This is a genomic window from Protofrankia sp. CiP1_Cm_nod4, assembly GCF_982290645.1.
The window spans coordinates 1-19,643 of the sequence record NZ_CEVIVC010000012.1; the positions used below are offsets into that span (position 1 = coordinate 1).

Below are 19,643 nucleotides of genomic sequence, written 5' to 3' on the forward strand. Positions count from 1 at the left end.
CGGGCCCGCCGCCGTCTGCCCGGACGCCGTCCGCGCGGTGCCCGCCGCTGCCCCGCCTGCCGTATCCGACGTCGCCGAGCCTGCCGCTGCCCCCTCGGCCCCCGTGTCCGTGGCCGCCGTCGCCGGCCGGGTCACCGGCCTTCCCACCGCCAGCCTTCCCGCAGCCGGCCTTCCCGCAGCCGGCCTTCCCACCGCCGGCCTTCCCACCGCCGGCCTTCCCACCGCCGGCGGTCGTGCCCGCGGCGGGCAGCCGGTCGGCCACGGCCCGCGTCCGGCGGCTTCCGGCCATGCTCCGGACGTGGGCTGCCCGCCGAGCGCGCCCGGCCACGCGCCGGCCCCGGGCCCGGGCCCGCCACGCGCGTCCGGCACGACCTGGCCATCCGGTGCGGCATGGAATGCTCCCGTCCGACAACATGAGTCGCTGTGACCGCAGGCACGCATAATATTGGCACCCAATGCCACCCGGAAGAGGCGATGCGGAACCAGCGCGGAAAGCGCGTACCCGGCGCGGCCGGCACGGCTGGCGCGCCCGCCGTGCCCGGCGCGGCAGGCGGCCGGGGTGGCCGCAGCCCGGTCACCAGCCGGGTCGAGCTGGAGCACCTGGCGTTCGAGCTCTTCGCCGAACGCGGCTTCGAGCGGACGACCGTCGACGACATCGCCCGTGCCGCCGGCATCGGGCGGCGGACGTTCTTCCGCTACTTCCCGTCCAAGAACGACGTCGCCTGGGGCGCCTTCGACGAGGAGCTGGCCCGGCTGCGCGCGGACCTGCGCACCTACCCGCCCGACGTCCCGCTGATGGACGCCGTCCGCCAGGCACTGATCGAGTTCAACCGGGTCGAGCCCGCCGAGATCCCCTGGCACCGCCGGCGGATGCAGCTCATCCTGCGCACCCCGGCCCTCCAGGCGCACTCGGCCCTGCGCTACGTAGCGTGGCGGCAGGTCCTCGCCGAGTTCATCGGCAACCGCATCGGCCAGGACCAGCACGCCCTGGCCCCGCAGGCGATCGCGTACGCCACCCTGGGCGTGGCGATCGCCGCCTACGAACAATGGCTGCGCCACGAGGACCTGGAACTCACGGAACTGCTGGACGCCGCCATGCGGGAGCTGGCCGCCGGCTTCGCCGGTACCGTCGAAGGCCCTCCGGCCGTCCGCGAGGCCAGCCAGACCGGAAGAGCATAGTCACGTCCTTTCCGCGCCGGCGGAGGCCCAGGCCCCGGATCATCGGGCACGGCCGGTAACCGTCCGGCCTGTCCCGGATGGCCGAGGGCATCGCGAGCATGTTTTTCTCCCGCCCGGGATCCCGGGAAGCCGATCCGGGAGGCCCAGGTGACCCAGCTCACCGGCCCGCCCCCGCGGGTGGGCCGGAGCGGGGCCGGACGCAGGGGGCGGGATAATACTTTCGGGTGGCCGGATCGAATCATGCGGGTGGAGGTGCGGTGGCGGTCCTGTCCGGTCACATGTCCGGTCATGTCGTCGTCTGCGGGCTGACCAATCTGGGCTACCGGATCGCCGAACAGCTGCACGTGGCCGGGGTGCCGGTGGTCGTCATCGAGGGACGGGGTGCCACCGCCCTGCGCCGTCGCCTCCAACGCTGGGGGGTGCCGGTCCTGGCCGACTCCACGCACACCGGCGAGGCGCTGCTGCAGGCGTCGGTCAGGGACGCGGCCGCACTGATCGCCTGCCACGACACCGACCTGGACAATCTTGAGACGGCCCTGGTCGCCACCGAGATCGCGCCCGAGGTGCGCCTGGTCGTCCGGGTCGCCAACACCCAGCTCGGCGAGCAGCTCTCCGCGGCCCTGCCCACCACCCGGGTGCTGAACCTGGCGGAGAAGGCCGGCCACAGCTTCGTCGAGGCATGCATCAGATCCGACGTCCGGCACGCCTTCCGTCTCGGGAGCGAGGTCTTCGCCGTGGTGGACGTCCCGGTCAGCTCGTCCGGAGCGTTCCGGCAGATCTTCGGCAACCTGACGCCGGTGGCGCTGCGCAGGTCAGGGGAACGACTGGCCGAGGTGTGCCCGAGCCGTGACGCTCCGGTCGCCGTCGGCGACCATCTCGCCCTGCTCGGGAGGCTGGAGGACTTCGCCGACAACGGGGTGCGGGTGGTCAGCGCCGACGACGCCAACACGCTGGCGGACCTGTCGGTGCGTCGCGCCGGCCCGCTGACGGGCCGCGACAGGCGTCGCCGCCCGTGTGCTTGGATCCGGGATGTCGCCGTGACCACGGCCGCCGAGTTCGACCGCCCGTTCCGGATCGCCTTCGGCGCCGTGCTGAGCATCATGCTGGTCGGCACGCTGGTGCTCTCCCTGACCTACGCCGACAACGACCCCACCGCGCCCGCCGACTTCGGCCCCCTCGACGCCCTCTACCTGACCGTGGCCACCATGGTCACCGTCGGCTACGGCGACTTCAACTTCGGCGTCGCGAAGGACTGGCTACAGGCGTTCGGCATCGCCCTGATCCTGGTCGGAGCGCTGTCCATCGCGGTCGTGTACGCGTTCATCACCAATGTGATCATCAGCCGCCGGCTGGAACGGGCGATCGGCCGGGGACGCGCCACCACCGCGCGTGGTCACGTCATCGTCTGCGGGCTCGGTTCGGTCGGGCTCGCGACCGTGGAGGGCCTGCTGGCCGCCGGGCGGGACGTGGTGGTCGTCGAACGGGACGAGAACAACCGCTTCCTCTCTGCCGTCCGAGATCTCAAGGTGCCGGTGGTGTTCGGTGACGCCAGAGTCCGCGCGACCCTGATGGAGGCCGGCCTCGCCCGGGCGACCACGCTGGCCGCGCTGACCAGCGACGACGTGGCGAACCTGGAGACCGTCCTGTCCGCCCGGGAGGCGTTCGACGACTTTCATTCCGAGCGGGGACGCCGCGGCCGCCGGTGGCGGCCACGGCCGTCCGTCCCGGCCGGAACCGGCGGGCCAGGAAACGGATCCGCCGCTCCCGGAACCAGCGGATCCGGGAGCGATGCCGGTAATGGGGGTGAGCCGGGGCTACGGGTGGTGCTGCGCATCTTCGACACCACGCTCGCGGACGAGACCGAGCGCAGGTTCGCCATCCACACCGCCCGCAGCGCGTCCGCCCTGGCCACACCGTGGTTCGTCGGCGCCGCCCTCGACTACGAAGTCGTCAGCACCTTCTACATCGACCGCGCGCCGTTCCTCGTCGCCCGGATCACCGTGGCCGCCGGCGGTGGCCTGGACGGCCCGACCCTGCGGGAGCTGTCGACCGGTACCCGGACGCTCGCGGTCGCCACCTCCTCGGAGCGCGACGGCACGGCCGACCGCTCCCCGAACTACCGGCCGACCCGCCACACCCGGCTGCGCCCCGGTGACGAGGTGCTCGTGGTCGGCCCCACCGCCCAGATCATCGACACGGTCAGCAGAAACCAGGTGCCCCGCGTCCGCTCATGACGGCAGCACCTGCGACGAACCCGGCAGAGGTCCGGCCGGGGGGTGTCCGTCATGGCGGCGGGGCGGGGAAGCTTCCGTTGCGCGTCAGCCGGAGGGCGGCCTGCGGGGTGAGCCTGCCGTCGACGCGCCGGACCTGCCAGGTGCCGGACGTGACGCCCAGGTCGGTGCCCCACACCCCGTCGAGACGGACCGTGGCGCCGTCCCGGATGAGCTGGAAGCGCACCCAGCCGGAGCGGGCCGGCGGAGCGCCGAGCGCCCCCTCCGCCCAGCGGCCGTCGATCACGTCGCCGCGCAGTGTGCCGGCCACCCGGCCGTCGTCGAGATCATAGATCATTTTGAAGCTCGTGCCGTCCACCGCCACGTAGTGGTCGCGCTCTCCGTTGCCCCAGGTCCCGATCCAGTGGCCGCCGAGGGGGCTGGCGGCAGGGCCCGGCGGCCCACCTGGCGCGGTGTCCACCGGATTCGCGGGGCTCGCCGCCTTCGCGCTGCCCGCCGTGCCCGCCGCGGCCGGACCGGAGCCGGCGGAATCGCTCGGGCCGGAGCTGGCCAGGAACACTCCCACGCCGATGGCCAGCGCAAGCGCGACGGCCCCGGCGAGCGCGACGAGCACGGCCGGCCGGCGGCGTACACCCGCCGCTGCCGACGCCGGTACGGGCGCGGGCGGCGGCGCCTGCGGATACGCCGGTGCCGCCGCCGGCGCGGGCAGGTGTGCCGGCGGCGCGGGTGGATGCGTGGGCCATGGCGCGGCGGGCGGCGGCGCGGGCGCGGCGGCCGGACGCCGGGGATGGACGGGCAGGCCGCCACCCGGCACGCCCAGCAGCTGCAGGAGCTGCCCCACGGTGGGCCGTGCGGCCGGGTCCTTGCGCAGGGCCGCGGACACGGCCTCGCGCAGGGGCGGGTCCAGCGGTGCCACGTCCGGCTCGCCGTGCACCACCCGGTAGGCGATCATGTGCGGCGGGCCGTTGCCGAACGGGGCGCGGCCGCTGGCCGCGAAGGCCATCACCCCGCCCCAGGCGAACACGTCCGAGGCCGCCGTCACGCCGTGGCCCATGTGCTGTTCGGGCGGCATGTAGCTGCCGGTTCCCAGCACCACGCCGGTCGCCGTCAGCCCGGCGGACGTCTCCAGCGACCGGGCGATCCCGAAGTCGATCACCCGGGGGCCCATCCGGGACAGCAGGACGTTGCCCGGCTTGAGGTCGCGGTGGACGAGCCCCGCCCCGTGGATCGCGGACAGCGCGGTGGCCATCGCGACCGCGAGCTGGTCGAGCTCGGCCTTGCGCAGCGGGCCGCCGGAGCGGACCGCCTCGGTCAGCGTGGGGCCGTCGATGTACTCGGTCACCAGATACGGCGGCTGCGCGGTGACGTCGACGTCGAGCACCTCTGCGGTGCAGAACCGGGGCACCCGGCGGGCATGCTCGCCCTCCTGGCGGAAGCGGAGCAGGAACTCCTCGTCCTGGGCGTAACGGGAGGCCACGACCTTCACCGCGACCAGCCGCCCGTCCGGCGCCTGCCCGAGATGGACCACTCCCATGCCGCCCTCGCCCAGACGCCCCAGCAGCCGGTAGCCACCGATGTACCGCGGGTCCCCCGGCACCGGCCGCACCCCGGCCGGTAACCGCGGCGGGGCCGCTCCGTCCCCATATGGAGCTCCGTCCGCATGCGGGGCTCCGTCCGCATGGGGGGCTCCACGCCGGTGGGGTGCTCCATCCGCGTACGGGACGCTGAGCTCCTCCCCTCGACCGTTCACGAGCCAGGCTCCTCGTCCCCACCGCAACCGCTCACCACGGCATCGTCCCACCCAGAACGACGATCTTTATCCCGCGCCCGCCACCCGCGGTCGACCGCCCTGCCACCCTCCCGAACGCATCAGCCTGCCTGTAGGTAGAAACCGCTACTACAACAACGGTCTCCACCTACGGATGCGGAAGCTGTAGGTGGAAAGCGGCACCGCAACGACGGTTTTCACCTACGCCTTCGGCTCTGACGGTGCTGTGGCCGCCGGCCGCATCCATCAGGTGGCCTCGGCTCGGCTCCGGCTCCCTGAAAGGTGCGTCAGGCCGGCCGGGAACGGGGAGCGCCAGAAAGTCCTGATCCCTGTTCCCGAGATGGAGGTCGCGACCTGCGGAAACGCCTGACCACTGCAGCCCGTTACACCGCTGCCCGTTACACCGCCGCCCGTTATGCCGCCGCCCGGACAGTCCCGGGGAACGCGGCCGGACCGCTGGTCAGGCGTGGGCGCGGGGGGATGCGTGGGGAGAGGCGTGGGGGCGGGTGCGGAGGGAGCGGACGTGGGTGACGGCGGTGGCGACGTGGGTGGCCAGCGCGTGCACCTCGTCCTCGGTGGTGGGGCGGCCGAGGCTGAAGCGCAGGCTCTCCAGGGCGGCGGCCGCGTCGAGGCCCATCGCCGTCAGCACGTGGGACGGCTCGGTGCTCGCGCCCTTGCAGGCGCTGCCCGCCGACACCGCGACCCGCGGCATCGACGTCATCACCGCGTCGGCGTCCGCCCCGGCGAAACGCAGGTTCACCGTGTTCGGCAGCCGGGTGACGGCCGGGCCGTTGAGCTCCACGCCGGGGATCTTCTCCATCAGCAGGCCGTGCAGCAGCGCGGTCAGGTGGCGCAGCCGGTCGGCGTCGGCGGGCAGCCGCTCGGCGGCGAGCTGCGCGGCGGCACCGAACCCGACGATGCCGGCGCTGTTGACGGTGCCGCTGCGCAGCCCCCGCTCCTGGCCACCGCCGACGATCAGCGGTGTCAGCCGGTTCTGCAGCGGACGGCCGGCGACGAGCGCGCCGACCCCCTTGGGCCCGTACATCTTGTGCGCGCTGAGCACGGCGAGGTCGATCCCGTGCGTCTCCACGGCGACGGGGATCCGGCCCGCGGCCTGGGTGACGTCGCACAGGTACAGCGCGCCGGCGCCGTGCGCGAGCCGGCAGGCCCGCCGGACGTCCGCGAGCGCGCCGGTCTCGCTGTTCGCGGCCATCACCGCGACCAGCCCGACCTGCCCGGGCAGCTTCGCCAGCAGCGCGGCGAGATGGTCGAGGTCGGGGGTGCCGTCGCGCAGCACCCGGATCAGCTCGACCGAGCCGCCGTGCAGCCGCGCGGCCTGCCCGGCCGCCGCGAGAACGGCCCTGTGCTCGGTGGCCGCCACCAGGACGTGCCGGCGGCCGGGCTCGGCACCGGCGAGGACGCCGTGGATCGCGAGGTTGGCCGCCTCGGTGGCGCCGCCGGTGAACACGACGCTGTGCCGGCCGGCGCCGACCAGGGCCGCGACCTGCTCGCGGGCCCGCTCGACCAGGCGGGCGGCCGCGCGGCCGGCGGCATGTCCGCTGGAGGCGTTCGCGAAGTCCTCGGTGAACAGCGGCAGCATCGCGTCGAGCACCCGCGGGTCGACCGGGGTCGTCGCGTTGTAGTCACAGTAGATCATCTTGGTCACGGGCCCGGTCACAGCGGATCGTCGTGACCGCACCGGACGCCGGGCCCGGCCCCGGCCGCGGCCAGCCCACCGACGCCGGCCGCGCCGGCCGCGCCGGCCGTGTCCGCCAGGCCGGGCATGCCCGCCGACGCCTCCGGCACATCCGGCACATCCGGTACGTCCGGTACGTCCGGTACGTCCGGCAGCGGGACGCGGCGCACCGTGTACGGCTGTGGGCGCGACGGCTGCCGCCGGATGGGCCCGCAGTCGACGCACTGCGGGTCGTGAGTCACCGGGAACGACCGGAAGTCCATGTCCCACAGGTCGAAGGCGAGCAGCTTCCCGGTGGACGGCTCACCGAACCGGGAGACGATCTTGATGACCTCCATGGCCGCCAGGCAGCCCACGGTGCCGGCCACCGCGCCGAGCACCGGGAAGCCGAGCGGGTCCCACTCCGGGTCGCCGTCGGCGAACACGCAGCGCAGGCACGGGTCGCCAGGCAGCACCGTCAGCAGCTGGGCCTCGGTGGTGTTCATGGCCGCGAAGACCAGCGGCACCCCCAGGTCCAGGCACATCCGGTTGATCCGGAACCGTTCGGGGAAGTTGTGGCGGGCGTCGACGACCACGTCCGCGCCGGCGACGAGGCCGGGCAGGAGCGGGTCGAACAGGTCCCGGTCCCACGCCTCGACCGTGACGTCGGGGTAGTGCTCCCGCAGGGTGTCGGCGGCGCAGGCCACCCGTGGCTCACCGACCCGGTCGGGTCGCATAAGCGTCTGTCGGTTGAGGTCGGGTGTCTCGAGGGCGCCGGGGTGCACGAGGACCAGCCGCCCGACGCCAGCCGCGGCCAGGTAGGTGGCGACGGCGCCGCCCACCCCACCCACACCTGCCACAAGCACCGTCGCCTCGCACAGCCGCTCCTGTCCCGGTAGCCCGAAACCGCTCAGTGTCAGTTGGCGCTCGAACCGCCGCATGTCCATGTCGTCCCCCTGCCTTCCGCTACCGGCCCACGGATGCGGGGATTACCCGCCGGACGTCGGGGACGGCGTCCTTGAGCTGCTGTTCGACCGTTTTCACCAGTTCGAGGACGTCGGCATCACGCTCGAGCCCGGCGCCGGTCAGCCGCACCGAGACCACCCCGTCGGCGACCCCGACCACGGACGCGTCCCGGCCCACCAGCTGCAGGTGCGGCCGGATGTGCTGGATCGCCACGTTCGCCTTCTGCAGCAGCGACGTCTCCACCCCGTCCGGCTGGACGGGCGGGGCGAACGACGGCCCACACATACAGTGACCGCGCGCATGTGGATTGTAGAAGGTGAAGCCGGACGACATCAGCGACTCGCTGTAGTCGATGCGCATGCCGTCGAACTGGTGGACCGCGTCCGCGGCGACGAACACGTCGAAGTCCGCCGCCCGGGTGACGACGTCGCCGGCGCGCGGCGCGGGCTCGACGGCCAGCCGGTACCGGTGCCCGGCGCAGCCGCCGCCGTCGCCGTCGACGCCGACCCGCAGGCCGGCGCCGGGGGTGGTCCCCTCCCGGTCGAGCAGCGCGCGCACCTGGCCGGCCGCCCGTTCGGTAAAACTGATCGTGATACTCACTGGTTCACCTCCAGATGCGCTCGGACGCGCTTGGACGGAGCTGTCAGTAGCGAGGACGGCCCGACTGTCAGTACGCGAGGACGACCCGCTCGACCGCTGGCACCGATTCCTTCAGCTGGCGCTCGATGACGCCCGTGAGCGTGTCCAGGGCGGCGGAGCATCCCCCGCAGGCTCCGGTGAGCCGGACCGAGACGACACCCGCGGTGATGTCGACGACCGTGACGTCCCCGCCGTCGCGCTGCAGGAAGGGCCGTACCTGCTGGATCGCCTCGTCGACCTGCTGCCAGAGGCTGTCCTCGTCGCCGTCCGGGCCCGCCGCGGAGAAGGACGACCCGCAGGAGCACGGATCCGACACGCGCGGGTTGGAGAAGACGAAACCCGAGGACGTCAGCGACTCCACGTAGTCGATACGGACCCCGTGGACGAACGAGGCGGACTCGGACGCGACGAACACGTCGAACCCGTCCTGCCGGACGGTGATGTCACCTTTCTCGGCGGTGGGCGCGAGCGCGAGGCTGTACTTGTAGCCCGAGCAGCCGCCGGGCTCCGCGCCGACCCGCAGGCCGTAGCCGGCGGTCGTCCCGTCGCGGGCGAGCAGCGCCCGGACCTGCTCGCCGGCACGTTCGGTGAGCACAACCTGCAGTTTCGTAATCATGATCCCACCTTTGCCGCGACGGGCCCGGCCGGCCGCGGGTGCGGGGCGGGCCGCCCGTCCGGGGTGTCCTCGAACAGGTCGTCAGATGCCAGCGAGCCGCCTGCCAGCGGGTCGGCGGCGAAACCGGCCGGCTCCGCGGCCGGGCGGCAGGCGCTCCGCGCCGCCTGGTGGGCGTCGTCCGCCACCCGCTGGACGCCCCGCGCCGCAAGCCGCGCACCTTCGGTGGCGACCACGGAGTCGATGATGTCGTAGCACTCGACGGCTTCGACCCCGGCCGCGGCCAGCGCCTCCCGCGGGCCGTTACCGATCTTGCTGCACAGCACGGCGGCGCAGTCCGACAGCAGCTGGACGGTCCGGTCGAGCACCGACCCCTTGTCGTCCTCGCCGTCGTCACACTCGGAGACGCCCTCGCAGTAGCGCGCGACGCTGCGGGTGCCCACCAGACGCGCCCACTTCTCGCCCGCCTCGTAGATCCAGAACTCCTCGGCGTGGCCGAAGTGCTGGTTGACCACTCCCCCGCCCTTGGTGGCGACCGCGACCAGCACCGTGTGTTCCGGCTTCGCCGCGCCGGCGGAGATCCGCAGCTCCTCCCGGGTGGCGCGGACGTCGGAGCGCCAGCGCTCGATCGCTGCGTGCGCCTCCTGGCGGCCGGCCAGGTCGTAGGTGACCTCGCCGTCCAGGTAGGTCTCGGGGCCGAACTCGTCGCCGCGGTCCTCCCCGAGCAGGCCGACCGCGTCGGCCCGGCACTGCCGGCAGTGGCGCATCATGTTCATTTCCGCGCCGTCGTCGCCCTCGCAGCGGTCCTGCAGCGCCTTGAGCTCCTGCGGGGTCGGCCCGCGCTGCCCGGTCAGGCCGTAGTAGGTGCCGTGCTCGGGGGCGGACACCAGCGGCATCACGTTGTGCAGGAACGCCCCCATGCCGCGGACCGTGCGGGAGACCTCCACCAGGTGCTCGTCGTTGACCCCGGGGATCATCACCGAGTTGACCTTGCACAGGATCCCGCGTCCGGTGAGCGCCGCGAGCCCCTCCAGCTGCCGCTCGGAGAGGATCTTCGACGCCTGCCGGCCGGTGTAGCGCCTGCCACGGAAGGCCACCCAAGGGTAGATCCGTTCGCCGACCTCGGGATCGATCATGTTGATGGTGATCGTCACATGGTCGATGCCGAGATCCGCGATGCGGTCGACGTGGTCGACGAGGGTGAGCCCGTTCGTGGACACGCACAGCCTGATGTCCGGGCACTCCCGGGCGACCAGCTCCATCGTGCGGAAGGTGCGCCCCGCGTTGGCCAGCGGTTCCCCGGGCCCGGCCACGCCGAGCACGCTCATCTGCTTGATCTCGCTGGCCACCCGCTTGACCTTGGCCAGCGCCTGCTCCGGGGTGAGCAGCCTGCTGGTGACGCCGGGGCGGCTCTCGTTCGCGCAGTCGAACTTGCGGTTGCAGTAGTTGCACTGGATGTTGCAGCCCGGCGCGACCGGGACGTGCATCCGGGCGTAGTACTGGTGCGCGTCCTGGCTGTAACAGGGATGGTTGGCGACCTTCTCGGCGATCGCGGGGTCCAGGCCGGTCGTGCTGGCGCCGCATCCCTTGGTGGACGCGCACCCCGCCGCCGGCGCCGGCGCCGCGGCCACCGGCGGCGCGGCCGCCTCGGCCGGGGAGAGCACCGTCAGGGGGATCGACCGCGCCGGTACCGGCGCCGGCTGTGCCGGCTGTGCCGCCGGGGCCGGTCGGGGGGTCATGCCCGCTCACCCGCCTCACGGCCCGGCGCGGCGGACACCAGGTCCAGCTCGCGCTCCAGACAGCCCACCACCCGGCCGTTGGTGAACGCGACCGCGTAGACGATGTGCTCCTGGAGGTAGACACCCACACCGTGGACGTGGCCGACCGTCCCGGTCTCCACCAGCACGTCCCCAACGCTGATCCCCGGCTCGGGGAAGGTGCCGTCGTTGCGCAGGTCCTTCAGGGCCACGACGGTGTCGCCGACGTCGTAGGCGGCCTCGGACAGCGGCTCTTCGAAACTGACGTCCATCAGGCCCTCTTCTCGGCTTCAACGGTGACGGTGTCCACGGCGACGAACGCCTGGGGGGCGCGGTCGGCGAGGACCTTGAACAGGCGGTGGTCGAGCGCGGTGCCCGTGGTGAACGCCTCGTAGGAGGCGACCAGGGCGGCGCGGTAGGCGGCCAGCCGCTCCGGCGGAGCGGGATTCCCCGCGTCCGTGCGGGCCACGGCCCGGGAGAAGTGCCGCAGGATGTGCAGCCGGTTGACCGCGACCACCTTCGGGTCGAAGGGGACGTCCAGGGCCTGGAAGTAGTCCTCGGCGGTGACGCACTGGCGGAAGCGCGCCAGCCGCTCGGCGGGCGGCACCTGCCCAGCGGGCGGCACCTGCCCGGCGGATGCCGCGGTCATGACGCGTCGGCCTTCGCCAGCTCGCGCTCGAGGCGGCTGATCTCGACATAGGCGTTGTAGGTGGCGGTGGCCGTCTCCAGGATCTGCTCCCAGCCGACCGGCAGGTCCTCGGCCAGGTCGTGCAGGTCGAGCTTGAGACGGGTGGCGAGGCTGTTGAGCTTCTTCAGCTTCGTGCGCAGCTCGGGGATGTCGTCAGGAGTCGTCACGGGCCACCTCCGGGTAGGCACGTACGAGCGCGGCGGCGGCGCTGACCAGCGCCTCGCCGCGCCCGGCAAGATGGTCGATGGAGTCGAAGCCGAAACGGTGCGCGTCGCGCAGCACCTCGGAGACGACCACGAGCCGGCCGGTGAACACCGTGACCCGGCCGAAGCCCTCGTGGCTGAGATCGAGCAGATAACCGGTGACCAGGCCGGTCGCCTTCTCGATGCCGGCGGCGACCGCCTGGTAGAAGGAGCGCAGCCGGCCCTCGGTGGCCGGGTCGACGTCACAGGAGATCCCCAGCTCGCGGCGCTGCTGCGGGGTGAGCACGAACGGGCTGAGCAGCCTCTCCCCGCCGAGGCGGTCGAGCTGGCCGTAGGTGTCCCCGGCGCGCAGCTGGTCGACCAGGTCACGCAGGAAGCCGGTGGCGACGTCCGCGCCCGCGCCGCCGGCACTGCTGGTGCCGGTGCCGGTGCCGGTGCCGGTGCTGTCGATGGTCATCGCGGGCTCCAGGTGGGGGTGGCGCCGGACCCGCTCGCGCGCAGCAGCTTGCGCAGCCACGGCGGCGGGTTGCCGGCGAGGACCCGCTGCAGCCGGACGATCTGGTCCGCGATCGAGGTGTCCTCGGTGACCTTCAGCGGATGGACGCGGGCCCGGACCACCTTCGCGGCGGCGGTCCCGCCGATCGCGGCGACGTGCAGGATCGCGCAGTCCCGGATGGCGTCCAGCCGGCTCTCGATCTTCTCGGCCTCGTCGTCGACGGCCGGGTCGAGCACCCGGCTCTCGTACAGCGAGGCGAGCTCCGCGGACACCTCGTAGACGTCGAACCGGCGGCACGAGCCGAAATGCTGGTCGACGACGATGCCGTCGCTGGTGGCGAAGGCGACCTTCAACATGCCAGTTCCTCCAGGTCCTCGGCCTGCTCCGGGCACGCGGCCGCCGCCGGGCGCGCCGGTGCCGGAGCTGCCGGGTGATGCGACGGGCGATGTGACTCACGGTGTTCGATCAGCCGGTTGGCCGCGTCCACGAGCAACTGGAGGCTGCCCCGGTACCCGGAGGTGGCACGCAGCGGGGCGCCCATCCGGTCGTAGACGGGGAAGCCCATCGTCAGGTGCGCCGCGCCGGCCTCGGCGGCCGCGCCGGCCCCGTGGCTGGAGGCGACGAGAAGTTCGGCGCCGGCCGCCGCGGCCCGTTCGGCGAGGTCGACGAAGTCGCCGACGACGACCTCCTCCCACGGCGCCTGCCGCAGCACGTCGGCGTCCGTCGGCGACACGGCGGTGACGATCTCGGCGCCGACGTCGTAGAGCAGCGAACCGACCGCGACGAGCAGGTCGGGCTCGAGGGCGAGGGCCACCTTCGCCCCGCCGAGGACGAAGTGGCTGTCCATCAGCCCATCGGCCAGCCGCCGGCGCCAGCGCCGGACCGCCTCGGGGGCGGCCGCGCCGGTGTGCCGGATCAGGTCGGTGACCAGCCGGTCGGTGACGGCCAGCCCGCTGAGGTGGTCGTGGGCGATCAGCGGGACGCCGGCTTTGACCGCCAGCTCCCCGGCGGCGGTGGCCGCCGCGGACCCGACCGCGATGACGATCTCGCAGCCGGCCAGGCCCAGCAGGGCGTCGAGGGCCGTCCCGCCGGTGGTCAGCGGCGACCAGGTCGCGGCGAGGTGCCCGTCGAGCGACCCGGACAGGTCGGGGACGACCACCGGGTCGAGGCCGAAGGCCCGGACGAGGTCGGCGATCTCGTCGATGTCCACCGCGGTCAGCGTCGGGCCGACGAGCACGGCCGCCCGGCCGGGGACCGTGACCTCGCTGGCCGGGACCGCGGCGACGATCCCCCGCAGCGCCGCGGACCAGCCGTCCGACAGCCCGCCGTGGAAGTCCGGGGTGGACACCGCGACGACCAGCGGGTCACGGCGGCCCGGGGCGTACTTCGACGCGCCGAGGACGCCGAACATGTCCTCCTCGGTGACCTCGGTGAGGCCGGTGGTCAGCACCCCGATGATGTCGGGCCGCTGCCGCTCGTTGATCGTGTCCAGCGCGCTCAGCAGCGACTCGGACGAGCCGAGCACGGCGCTGACGTCGTTGATGGCGCTGCTCTGCAACGGGATGGGCTCGCGGAAGTGGCGGGTGAGCAGGGCCTTGGCGAACGCCGAGCAGCCCTGCGCGCCGTGCAGCATCGGGATGCAGCGGGCCAGGCCGAGGAAGGCCAGCGCGCCGCCGAGGGGCTGGCTGTGCTTGAGCGGGTCGAAGGCGGCCCGGTGTCCGCCGGTGGTGACGCGGGCCATCAGAAGACCTCGGGATCGCTGTCGTCGTCGATGTCGTCGAAGCCGCCGCCCGCGGCCGCGCCGGCGGCCACGGCACCGGCCACGGCACCGGCGGTAGCACCGGCGGTGGCACCGGCCCTTGGCCCCGCCGGGCCGGCCGGGCCCGGCGCGCCGGCCCGGCCGGCGGGATCCGGCTCGTCCCAGGGGGCGTCCGCCCGGACCTGCTCCCAGACCGGGCTGGACAGCGCCAGGTCCAGCCGCCGGGCAAGTTCGATCATGCCGGGATAGCCGGCGAAGGCGTGGTGGCGTTCCTGGTTGACGTCGAGGAAGGGCAGCCTGCCCTTGAGCGCGGTGTACTGGTTGCGGCCACCGGCGATCAGGATGTCGGCCTGGGTGTCGGCGACCACCCGCAGCAGTTCGGCGGGCGTGCCGTTGCGGATGACGATCCCGTCCGCACCGAGCAGTTCGGTGATCTTGTCGACGTCGTCCTCGGTGCTCTTGGTGGCCCCGGAGGCGACGACCTCCACCCCGAGGTCCTGCAGCGCCGCCACCAGCGACCAGCTCTTCACCCCGCCGGTGTAGAGCACCGCCCGGGCGCCGGCCAGCCGCTCCCGGTAGGGGGCGAGCGCCGTCGCCAGGGCGGCCTCCTCGGTGGCGATGAGCTCCTCCGCCCGCCAGGAGAGCTCCTTGCCGCCGAGGACGCGGGCGAAGCCGCGCAGGGTGTCGCGCATCGCCCGGACGCCGTAGAAGCTGCCCTCGAACCAGGGGATGCCGTAGCGGTCCTCCAGCCCGCGGGCCAGCGAGAGCAGCGCCCGCGAGCAGACGACCATCGTCGCCTTCGCGCGGTGGGCGGCGGCGACGTCGGCGTAGCGGCCGTCCCCGCTGATGCTCGCCAGCACCCGGATGCCGAGCTTCGCCAGCAGCGGGGTGACGTCCCACAGCTCGCCGGCGATGTTGTACTCGCCGACCAGGTTCACGTCGTACGGCGTGGCGAACGCCGGTTCCACCGTGCCGATGACGTGGTCGAGCAGGGCCTGGCCGGCGAGCCGGTTGCCGAAGTTCTTGCTGCCGGCGAATCCCGGCGAGTGCACCGGGACCACCGGGACGCCGGTCGCGTCCGCCGCCGCCGCGCACACCGCGTCGACGTCGTCGCCGATCATCGCGGTGACGCAGGTGGCGTACACGAAGACCGCGGGCGGGCGGTGGCGGCGCGCGGCCTCGACGATGGTGTCGTAGAGGCGCTGCTCGCCGCCGAAGACCACGTCCTGCTCGCCGAGGTCGGTGGCGAAGCCCCGGCGGTAGAGCGTCGGGCCTGAGGAGAGGCTGCCCCGGCCGTCCCACGAGTTGCCGGCACAGGCGATCGGGCCGTGCACCACGTGGGCGACGTCGGCTATCGGAACCAGAGTGATCATCGCGCCGTCGAACGCGCAGCCGCCGGCGGTGCCGCCCGGCTTCGGCCGGGAGCAGCCCGTCTTGCGGGCTTTGGGATCCTTGGCACGGTTGTGGTCACACGCCGGTTCGTCGAAGAGTACCGCGGCGTCGATCTTCGTCAGGGCAGCCATTTTCCCCTCAGCGGACGATGTCGGTCAGCACGCTGTGCCGGTCAGCGGATGGTGTCGGTCAGCACCCGCTGCCGGTCAGCGGATACTGCCGGTCAGCGGACGGTGCCGGTCAGCGGACGATGTCGAAGCTGTGGTCGGGCGCGTTGCGGTCCAGCTCGTCGAGGAACAGGTTGACCAGCTGGGTCAGCAGCGCCAGGCCGCCGGCATAGCCGTAGATCGGGAAGCGGTGCAGGTGGTGCCGGTCGAAGATCGGGAAACCGGCCCGGAACAGCGGCACGTCCGCCTCGCGGGCGAGGTGCTTGAGGTGGGTCGCGCCGACGATGAGGTCGACCGGCTCGGTGAGCACGAGCGACCGCAGGTGCCAGCCGTCCTTGCCCGGCCAGACGGTCGCCTGCCGGCCGAACGGGCTGGCGGCCAGCAGCTCCCGGGTCTGGTTGGCCCAGGTCTCGTCACCGTTGGTGGCCAGCACGTGGACCGGCTCCATGCCCAGCTCCAGCAGGAAGCCGAGCATCCCGGTGACGAAGTCGGGGTCACCGGCGATCGCGACCCGCTTGCCGTGCACGTAGGCGTGCGAGTCGGTCAGGGCGTCGAGCAGCCGCCCGCGCTCCGCGGTGATCTCGTCCGGTACCGCGACCCCGGCCACCCGGGCGATCTCGGTGATGAAGGCGTCGGTGCTGCCGATGCCGATCGGCGGGTTGACCGTCACCGTCTCGCCGGCCCAGCCGTCCACGGTCTCCCTGGTCCGCTTGGAGCCGAAGGGCTGCAGGAAGACGGTGGCGATGGCGTTGATCGAGTCGGCGGCGACGGCGAGCGGGGTCCCGCCCGGGTACATGTGGTACTCGCCGGTCGCCGGGGAGTCGAGGCTGTCGCTGTGGTCGCCGAGCACAGCGTGCTTGACACCCAGCAGGCTCAGCAGCCGCTTGAGCTCCCGGATGTTGCCGACGTAGGGGTCGAAGCCCGGCACGATGTTGACCGTGCCGTTGGACGCGCCCTTCTTGCCCTCGGTCAGGTACGACAGGATGCCGCGCAGCATGTTGTCGTAGCCGAGCACGTGCGAGCCGACGAAGCTCGGGGTGTGGGCGTACGGGACAGGGATGGTCTCGGAGATCGCGCCCTTGGTGCGGGCGTTGGCGATGAAGTTCTGCAGGTCGTCGCCGATCACCTCGGCCATACAGGTGGTCGACACCGCCACCATGTCCGGCTTGTACACGTGCACGGCGGTGCCGAGGGCCTCGATGAGGTTGCTCAGGCCGCCGAAGACCGCCGAGTCCTCGGTCATCGACGAGGAGACCGTCGGCACCGGCTCCTTGAAGTGCCGGGCGAGGTGGCCGCGGAAGTACGAGGTGCACCCCTGCGAGCCGTGCACCAGCGGCAGGGTCCCGGCGAAGCCGAGGGCCGCGAGCACGGCGCCCAGCGGCTGGCACGCCTTCAGCGGGTTGATCGTGAGGTCCTTCCGGGCGAAGTTCTTCTCCCGGTACTCCCACGACCGGGTCCACTCGGCGACCCGGTCGACCTCCGCCGGCGAGGAGCCGGCCTCGAACTGCTTCTTGCGCTCGCGCTGCTCCTGGTACTCGGGGCCCTTGAACAGTGTGTTGTGGTCTCGCACCACAAGTGCGTCTGGGTTGGTGGACACCAGCGATCCTCCGGTTCACGGGCGAAAGAACACGTCTTCCGCGGGGAATTACGAGCGGAAGACGTGCCCTTCGCGGGAAGCCACGGGCGAAAGACACGTCTTCCGCAGGGAAATCAGCTCTTCTTGGAATTCGCCCACGGCGCGTCGAACAGGTTCCACGACGGGCTGTTCACAGCGCTGTCCATGTCCCGGGCGAAAATCGCGAAGCCCTCGACACCGTGGTACGGACCGGAGTAGTCCCAGGAGTGCATCTGACGGAACGGCGTCCGCATCTTGTGCGAGACGTACTTCTCCTTGATGCCGGCGCCGACCAGGTCCGGCTTGAGACGGCGGGTGAACTCCTCCATCTCGTAGGCGGTCGGGTCGTCGTAGACCACGATGCCCTGCTTGAGCTCGGGGTAGCTACGGGTGTAGTCGTCCTTGTGGGCGAACTCGTAGCCGGTCCCGATGACCTCCATGCCGAGGTCCTCGTAGGCACCGACGGTGTGCCGCGGGCGCAGGCCGCCGACGGCGAGCATCACGGTCTTGCCCTCGAGCCGGTGCCGGTAGGTCTCCCGCACCTTGTCGAAGAAGGGCTGGTACCGCGCGATGGCGGCCTCGGTCTTCTCCTTGATGGTGTCGTCGAAGAACTCGGCGATCTTCCGCATCGACTCGACGATCTTCGTGGGGCCGAAGAAGTTGAACTCGGTCCACGGGGTGCCGTACCGCTCCTCCATCGTGGTGGCGATGTAGTTCATGGAGCGGTAGCAGTGCAGCACGTTGAGCTTGGCCAGGTGGGCGGTGGCCATCTCGTTGACGGTGCCGTCGCCGGACCACTGGGCGATGACCCGCAGGCCCATGTCCTCGAGGATCTTCCGGGAGGCCCAGGCGTCGCCACCGATGTTGTAGTCACCGAGCAGCGTGATGTCGTACGGGGTCTGCTCGGCGATCTCCCGGGTGCCCAGCACGTGGTCGCGGATCGCGTCGTTGGCGATGTGGTGGCCCAGCGACTGGCTGATCCCGCGGAACCCCTCGCACTTGACCGGGACGACCGGCATGTTCAGCCGCTTCGTCGCCGCGGTGGAGACCGCGTCGATGTCGTCACCGATCAGGCCGATCGGGCACTCGGACTGGATGGAGACGCCCTTGACCAGCGGGAAGACCTCCACCAGCTCGTCCAGGATGGCGGCGAGCTTCTTGTCGCCACCGAAGACGATGTCCTTCTCCTGGAAGTCGCTGGTGATCTGCATGACGGTGAAGTTGTCGATGCCGAGCTGCCCGTTGGCGTAGTTGCGCCGGGTGCCCCAGGTGTACTGGCCGCAGCCGACCGGGCCGTGGCTGATGGAGATGAGGTCCTTGATCGGGCCCCACACCACACCCTTGGAGCCGGCGTAGGCGCAGCCACGCAGCGTCATGATCCCGGGACGGGACTTGACGTTGCTCTTGACCTCACATTCCTTCGCCCCGCCCGGGTCGTTGGGCTTGACGTGCTTCTGGCGGTCCTTCTCGACCTTGGGCGGGTAGGCCGAGAGGACATCATCGATCATCGCCTGCGTCTCGGCAGACGTCACGGGCGGAGTCATGACAGACCTTTCTGGGTGTACGGGGACGAGCGGTCAGGCGCCGACGGCGGAGGCGGCCTTCTGACCGACGATCGACTCGTCCTCCTGCTCCATGATCCCGAAGTCGATCAGGAGCTCCTCGAGCTCGTCCATGCTGATCGGGGTGGGGATGGTCTTCATGTCGTTCTCTTCGATCTTGCGCGCGAGCTCGCGGTACTCGTTGGCCTGGTTCGCCTCGGGCGAGTACTCGATGACCGTCATCCGGCGCAGCTCGGCGTGCTGGACGATGTTGTCACGCGGGACGAAGTGGATCATCTGGGTGTTCAGGCGCCGCGCGAGCTCCATGATGAGCTCGTCCTCACGGTCGGTCTGACGGCTGTTGCAGATCAGCCCACCGAGGCGGACGCCACCGGTGTGGGCGTACTTGAGGATGCCTCGGGCGATGTTGTTCGCCGCGTACATGGCCATCATCTCACCGGAGGTGACGATGTAGATCTCCTGGGCCTTGCCCTGGCGGATCGGCATGGCGAACCCACCGCAGACGACGTCACCGAGGACGTCGTAGGTGACGAAGTCGAGGTCCTCGTAGGCGCCGTTCTCCTCCAGGAAGGTGATGGCGGTGATGACGCCTCGGCCGGCACAGCCGACACCCGGCTCCGGGCCGCCCGACTCGACACACCGGATGTTCCACGCGCCCTCGAGCAGGACCTCCTCGAGCTCGAGGTCCTCCACCGAGCCCTTCTCGGCCGCCTTCTCGATGACGGTGTGCTGGGCCTTGGAGTGCAGGATCAGACGGGTCGAGTCCGCTTTCGGGTCACAACCGACGATCATGACCCGGTTGCCCCGCTCAGCCAGTGCGGCCATCGTGTTCTGCTGAGTGGTGGACTTACCAATACCACCCTTACCGTAGAACGCGAGCTGCCTCATTGGTGTGTGCTCCTCACCGCACGCTTGGGCGTGCGTCACTGTGGA

Annotated in this window: 18 protein-coding genes and 1 pseudogene; 2 read left to right on the forward strand and 17 right to left on the reverse strand. The window is 72.0% G+C overall.

Annotated features, from left to right (window positions below):
- A pseudogene (locus AC5LSR_RS04405) lies at positions 1 to 289 on the reverse strand (hypothetical protein); the annotation flags it as partial.
- 185 nt (positions 290 to 474) lie between these two features.
- Here AC5LSR_RS04405 and mftR point away from each other — a divergent pair.
- On the forward strand, positions 475 to 1,179 hold the full coding sequence (gene mftR / locus AC5LSR_RS04410) for a mycofactocin system transcriptional regulator MftR (protein ID WP_250286838.1): 705 nt from the start codon (positions 475 to 477) through the stop codon (positions 1,177 to 1,179).
- Positions 1,180 to 1,436: 257 nt separating this feature from the next.
- Positions 1,437 to 3,413, forward strand: coding sequence for a potassium channel family protein (locus AC5LSR_RS04415; RefSeq protein WP_445548421.1), 1,977 nt, complete (start codon positions 1,437 to 1,439; stop codon positions 3,411 to 3,413).
- Positions 3,414 to 3,462: 49 nt separating this feature from the next.
- Here AC5LSR_RS04415 and AC5LSR_RS04420 read toward each other — a convergent pair whose 3' ends face one another.
- The 16 genes from AC5LSR_RS04420 to nifH all read right to left on the reverse strand — a co-directional run bounded on the left by AC5LSR_RS04420 (position 3,463) and on the right by nifH (position 19,598).
- Positions 3,463 to 5,007: a serine/threonine-protein kinase gene (locus AC5LSR_RS04420; protein ID WP_493468173.1), complete on the reverse strand. Its 1,545-nt coding sequence runs from the start codon at positions 5,005 to 5,007 to the stop codon at positions 3,463 to 3,465.
- Positions 5,008 to 5,638: 631 nt separating this feature from the next.
- Positions 5,639 to 6,856, reverse strand: coding sequence for a cysteine desulfurase family protein (locus tag AC5LSR_RS04425; protein WP_445548422.1), 1,218 nt, complete (start codon positions 6,854 to 6,856; stop codon positions 5,639 to 5,641).
- Positions 6,853 to 7,794, reverse strand: a complete 942-nt coding sequence (locus tag AC5LSR_RS04430) for a HesA/MoeB/ThiF family protein (protein WP_493468174.1) — start codon at positions 7,792 to 7,794, stop codon at positions 6,853 to 6,855. The genes AC5LSR_RS04425 and AC5LSR_RS04430 overlap by 4 nt, the downstream gene beginning before the upstream one ends.
- A 25-nt stretch (positions 7,795 to 7,819) precedes the next feature.
- Positions 7,820 to 8,419: an iron-sulfur cluster assembly accessory protein gene (locus AC5LSR_RS04435; protein ID WP_250286508.1), complete on the reverse strand. Its 600-nt coding sequence runs from the start codon at positions 8,417 to 8,419 to the stop codon at positions 7,820 to 7,822.
- A gap of 67 nt (positions 8,420 to 8,486) precedes the next feature.
- A complete protein-coding gene (locus tag AC5LSR_RS04440; protein WP_250286505.1) occupies positions 8,487 to 9,074 on the reverse strand; it encodes an iron-sulfur cluster assembly accessory protein in 588 nt (195 codons plus the stop codon).
- Positions 9,071 to 10,810 (reverse strand): nitrogenase cofactor biosynthesis protein NifB, encoded by a 1,740-nt coding sequence (nifB, locus tag AC5LSR_RS04445; RefSeq protein ID WP_250286504.1) that lies wholly within the window; start codon positions 10,808 to 10,810, stop codon positions 9,071 to 9,073. Before nifB ends, AC5LSR_RS04440 begins: the two co-directional genes overlap by 4 nt.
- Positions 10,807 to 11,100: a nitrogen fixation protein NifZ gene (locus AC5LSR_RS04450; RefSeq protein WP_250286502.1), complete on the reverse strand. Its 294-nt coding sequence runs from the start codon at positions 11,098 to 11,100 to the stop codon at positions 10,807 to 10,809. Before AC5LSR_RS04450 ends, nifB begins: the two co-directional genes overlap by 4 nt.
- Entirely contained in the window at positions 11,100 to 11,477 is a 378-nt protein-coding gene (gene nifW / locus AC5LSR_RS04455; protein ID WP_250286499.1) for a nitrogenase-stabilizing/protective protein NifW, read from the reverse strand. Before nifW ends, AC5LSR_RS04450 begins: the two co-directional genes overlap by 1 nt.
- Positions 11,474 to 11,683 carry a CCE_0567 family metalloprotein gene (locus AC5LSR_RS04460; protein WP_250286498.1) on the reverse strand — a complete coding sequence of 70 codons (210 nt, stop codon included), beginning with the start codon at positions 11,681 to 11,683 and terminating at the stop codon, positions 11,474 to 11,476. The genes nifW and AC5LSR_RS04460 overlap by 4 nt, the downstream gene beginning before the upstream one ends.
- Positions 11,670 to 12,176, reverse strand: coding sequence for a NifX-associated nitrogen fixation protein (locus AC5LSR_RS04465; protein ID WP_493468175.1), 507 nt, complete (start codon positions 12,174 to 12,176; stop codon positions 11,670 to 11,672). Before AC5LSR_RS04465 ends, AC5LSR_RS04460 begins: the two co-directional genes overlap by 14 nt.
- Complete coding sequence (gene nifX, locus AC5LSR_RS04470) at positions 12,173 to 12,571, reverse strand: nitrogen fixation protein NifX (protein ID WP_013874043.1); 399 nt, start codon at positions 12,569 to 12,571, stop codon at positions 12,173 to 12,175. Before nifX ends, AC5LSR_RS04465 begins: the two co-directional genes overlap by 4 nt.
- Complete coding sequence (gene nifN, locus AC5LSR_RS04475; protein ID WP_493464788.1) at positions 12,565 to 13,956, reverse strand: nitrogenase iron-molybdenum cofactor biosynthesis protein NifN; 1,392 nt, start codon at positions 13,954 to 13,956, stop codon at positions 12,565 to 12,567. The genes nifX and nifN overlap by 7 nt, the downstream gene beginning before the upstream one ends.
- A complete protein-coding gene (nifE, locus tag AC5LSR_RS04480; RefSeq protein WP_493468176.1) occupies positions 13,956 to 15,497 on the reverse strand; it encodes a nitrogenase iron-molybdenum cofactor biosynthesis protein NifE in 1,542 nt (513 codons plus the stop codon). Before nifE ends, nifN begins: the two co-directional genes overlap by 1 nt.
- 109 nt (positions 15,498 to 15,606) lie before the next feature.
- Positions 15,607 to 17,130 (reverse strand): nitrogenase molybdenum-iron protein subunit beta, encoded by a 1,524-nt coding sequence (nifK, locus tag AC5LSR_RS04485; protein WP_250284182.1) that lies wholly within the window; start codon positions 17,128 to 17,130, stop codon positions 15,607 to 15,609.
- A gap of 113 nt (positions 17,131 to 17,243) precedes the next feature.
- Positions 17,244 to 18,692 carry a nitrogenase molybdenum-iron protein alpha chain gene (nifD, locus tag AC5LSR_RS04490; protein WP_250291657.1) on the reverse strand — a complete coding sequence of 483 codons (1,449 nt, stop codon included), beginning with the start codon at positions 18,690 to 18,692 and terminating at the stop codon, positions 17,244 to 17,246.
- 33 nt (positions 18,693 to 18,725) lie between these two features.
- The gene (nifH, locus tag AC5LSR_RS04495; protein ID WP_250284178.1) at positions 18,726 to 19,598 is read right to left on the reverse strand and encodes a nitrogenase iron protein; all 873 of its coding nucleotides are present in this window, start codon (positions 19,596 to 19,598) and stop codon (positions 18,726 to 18,728) included.
- Positions 19,599 to 19,643 lie beyond the last annotated feature (45 nt).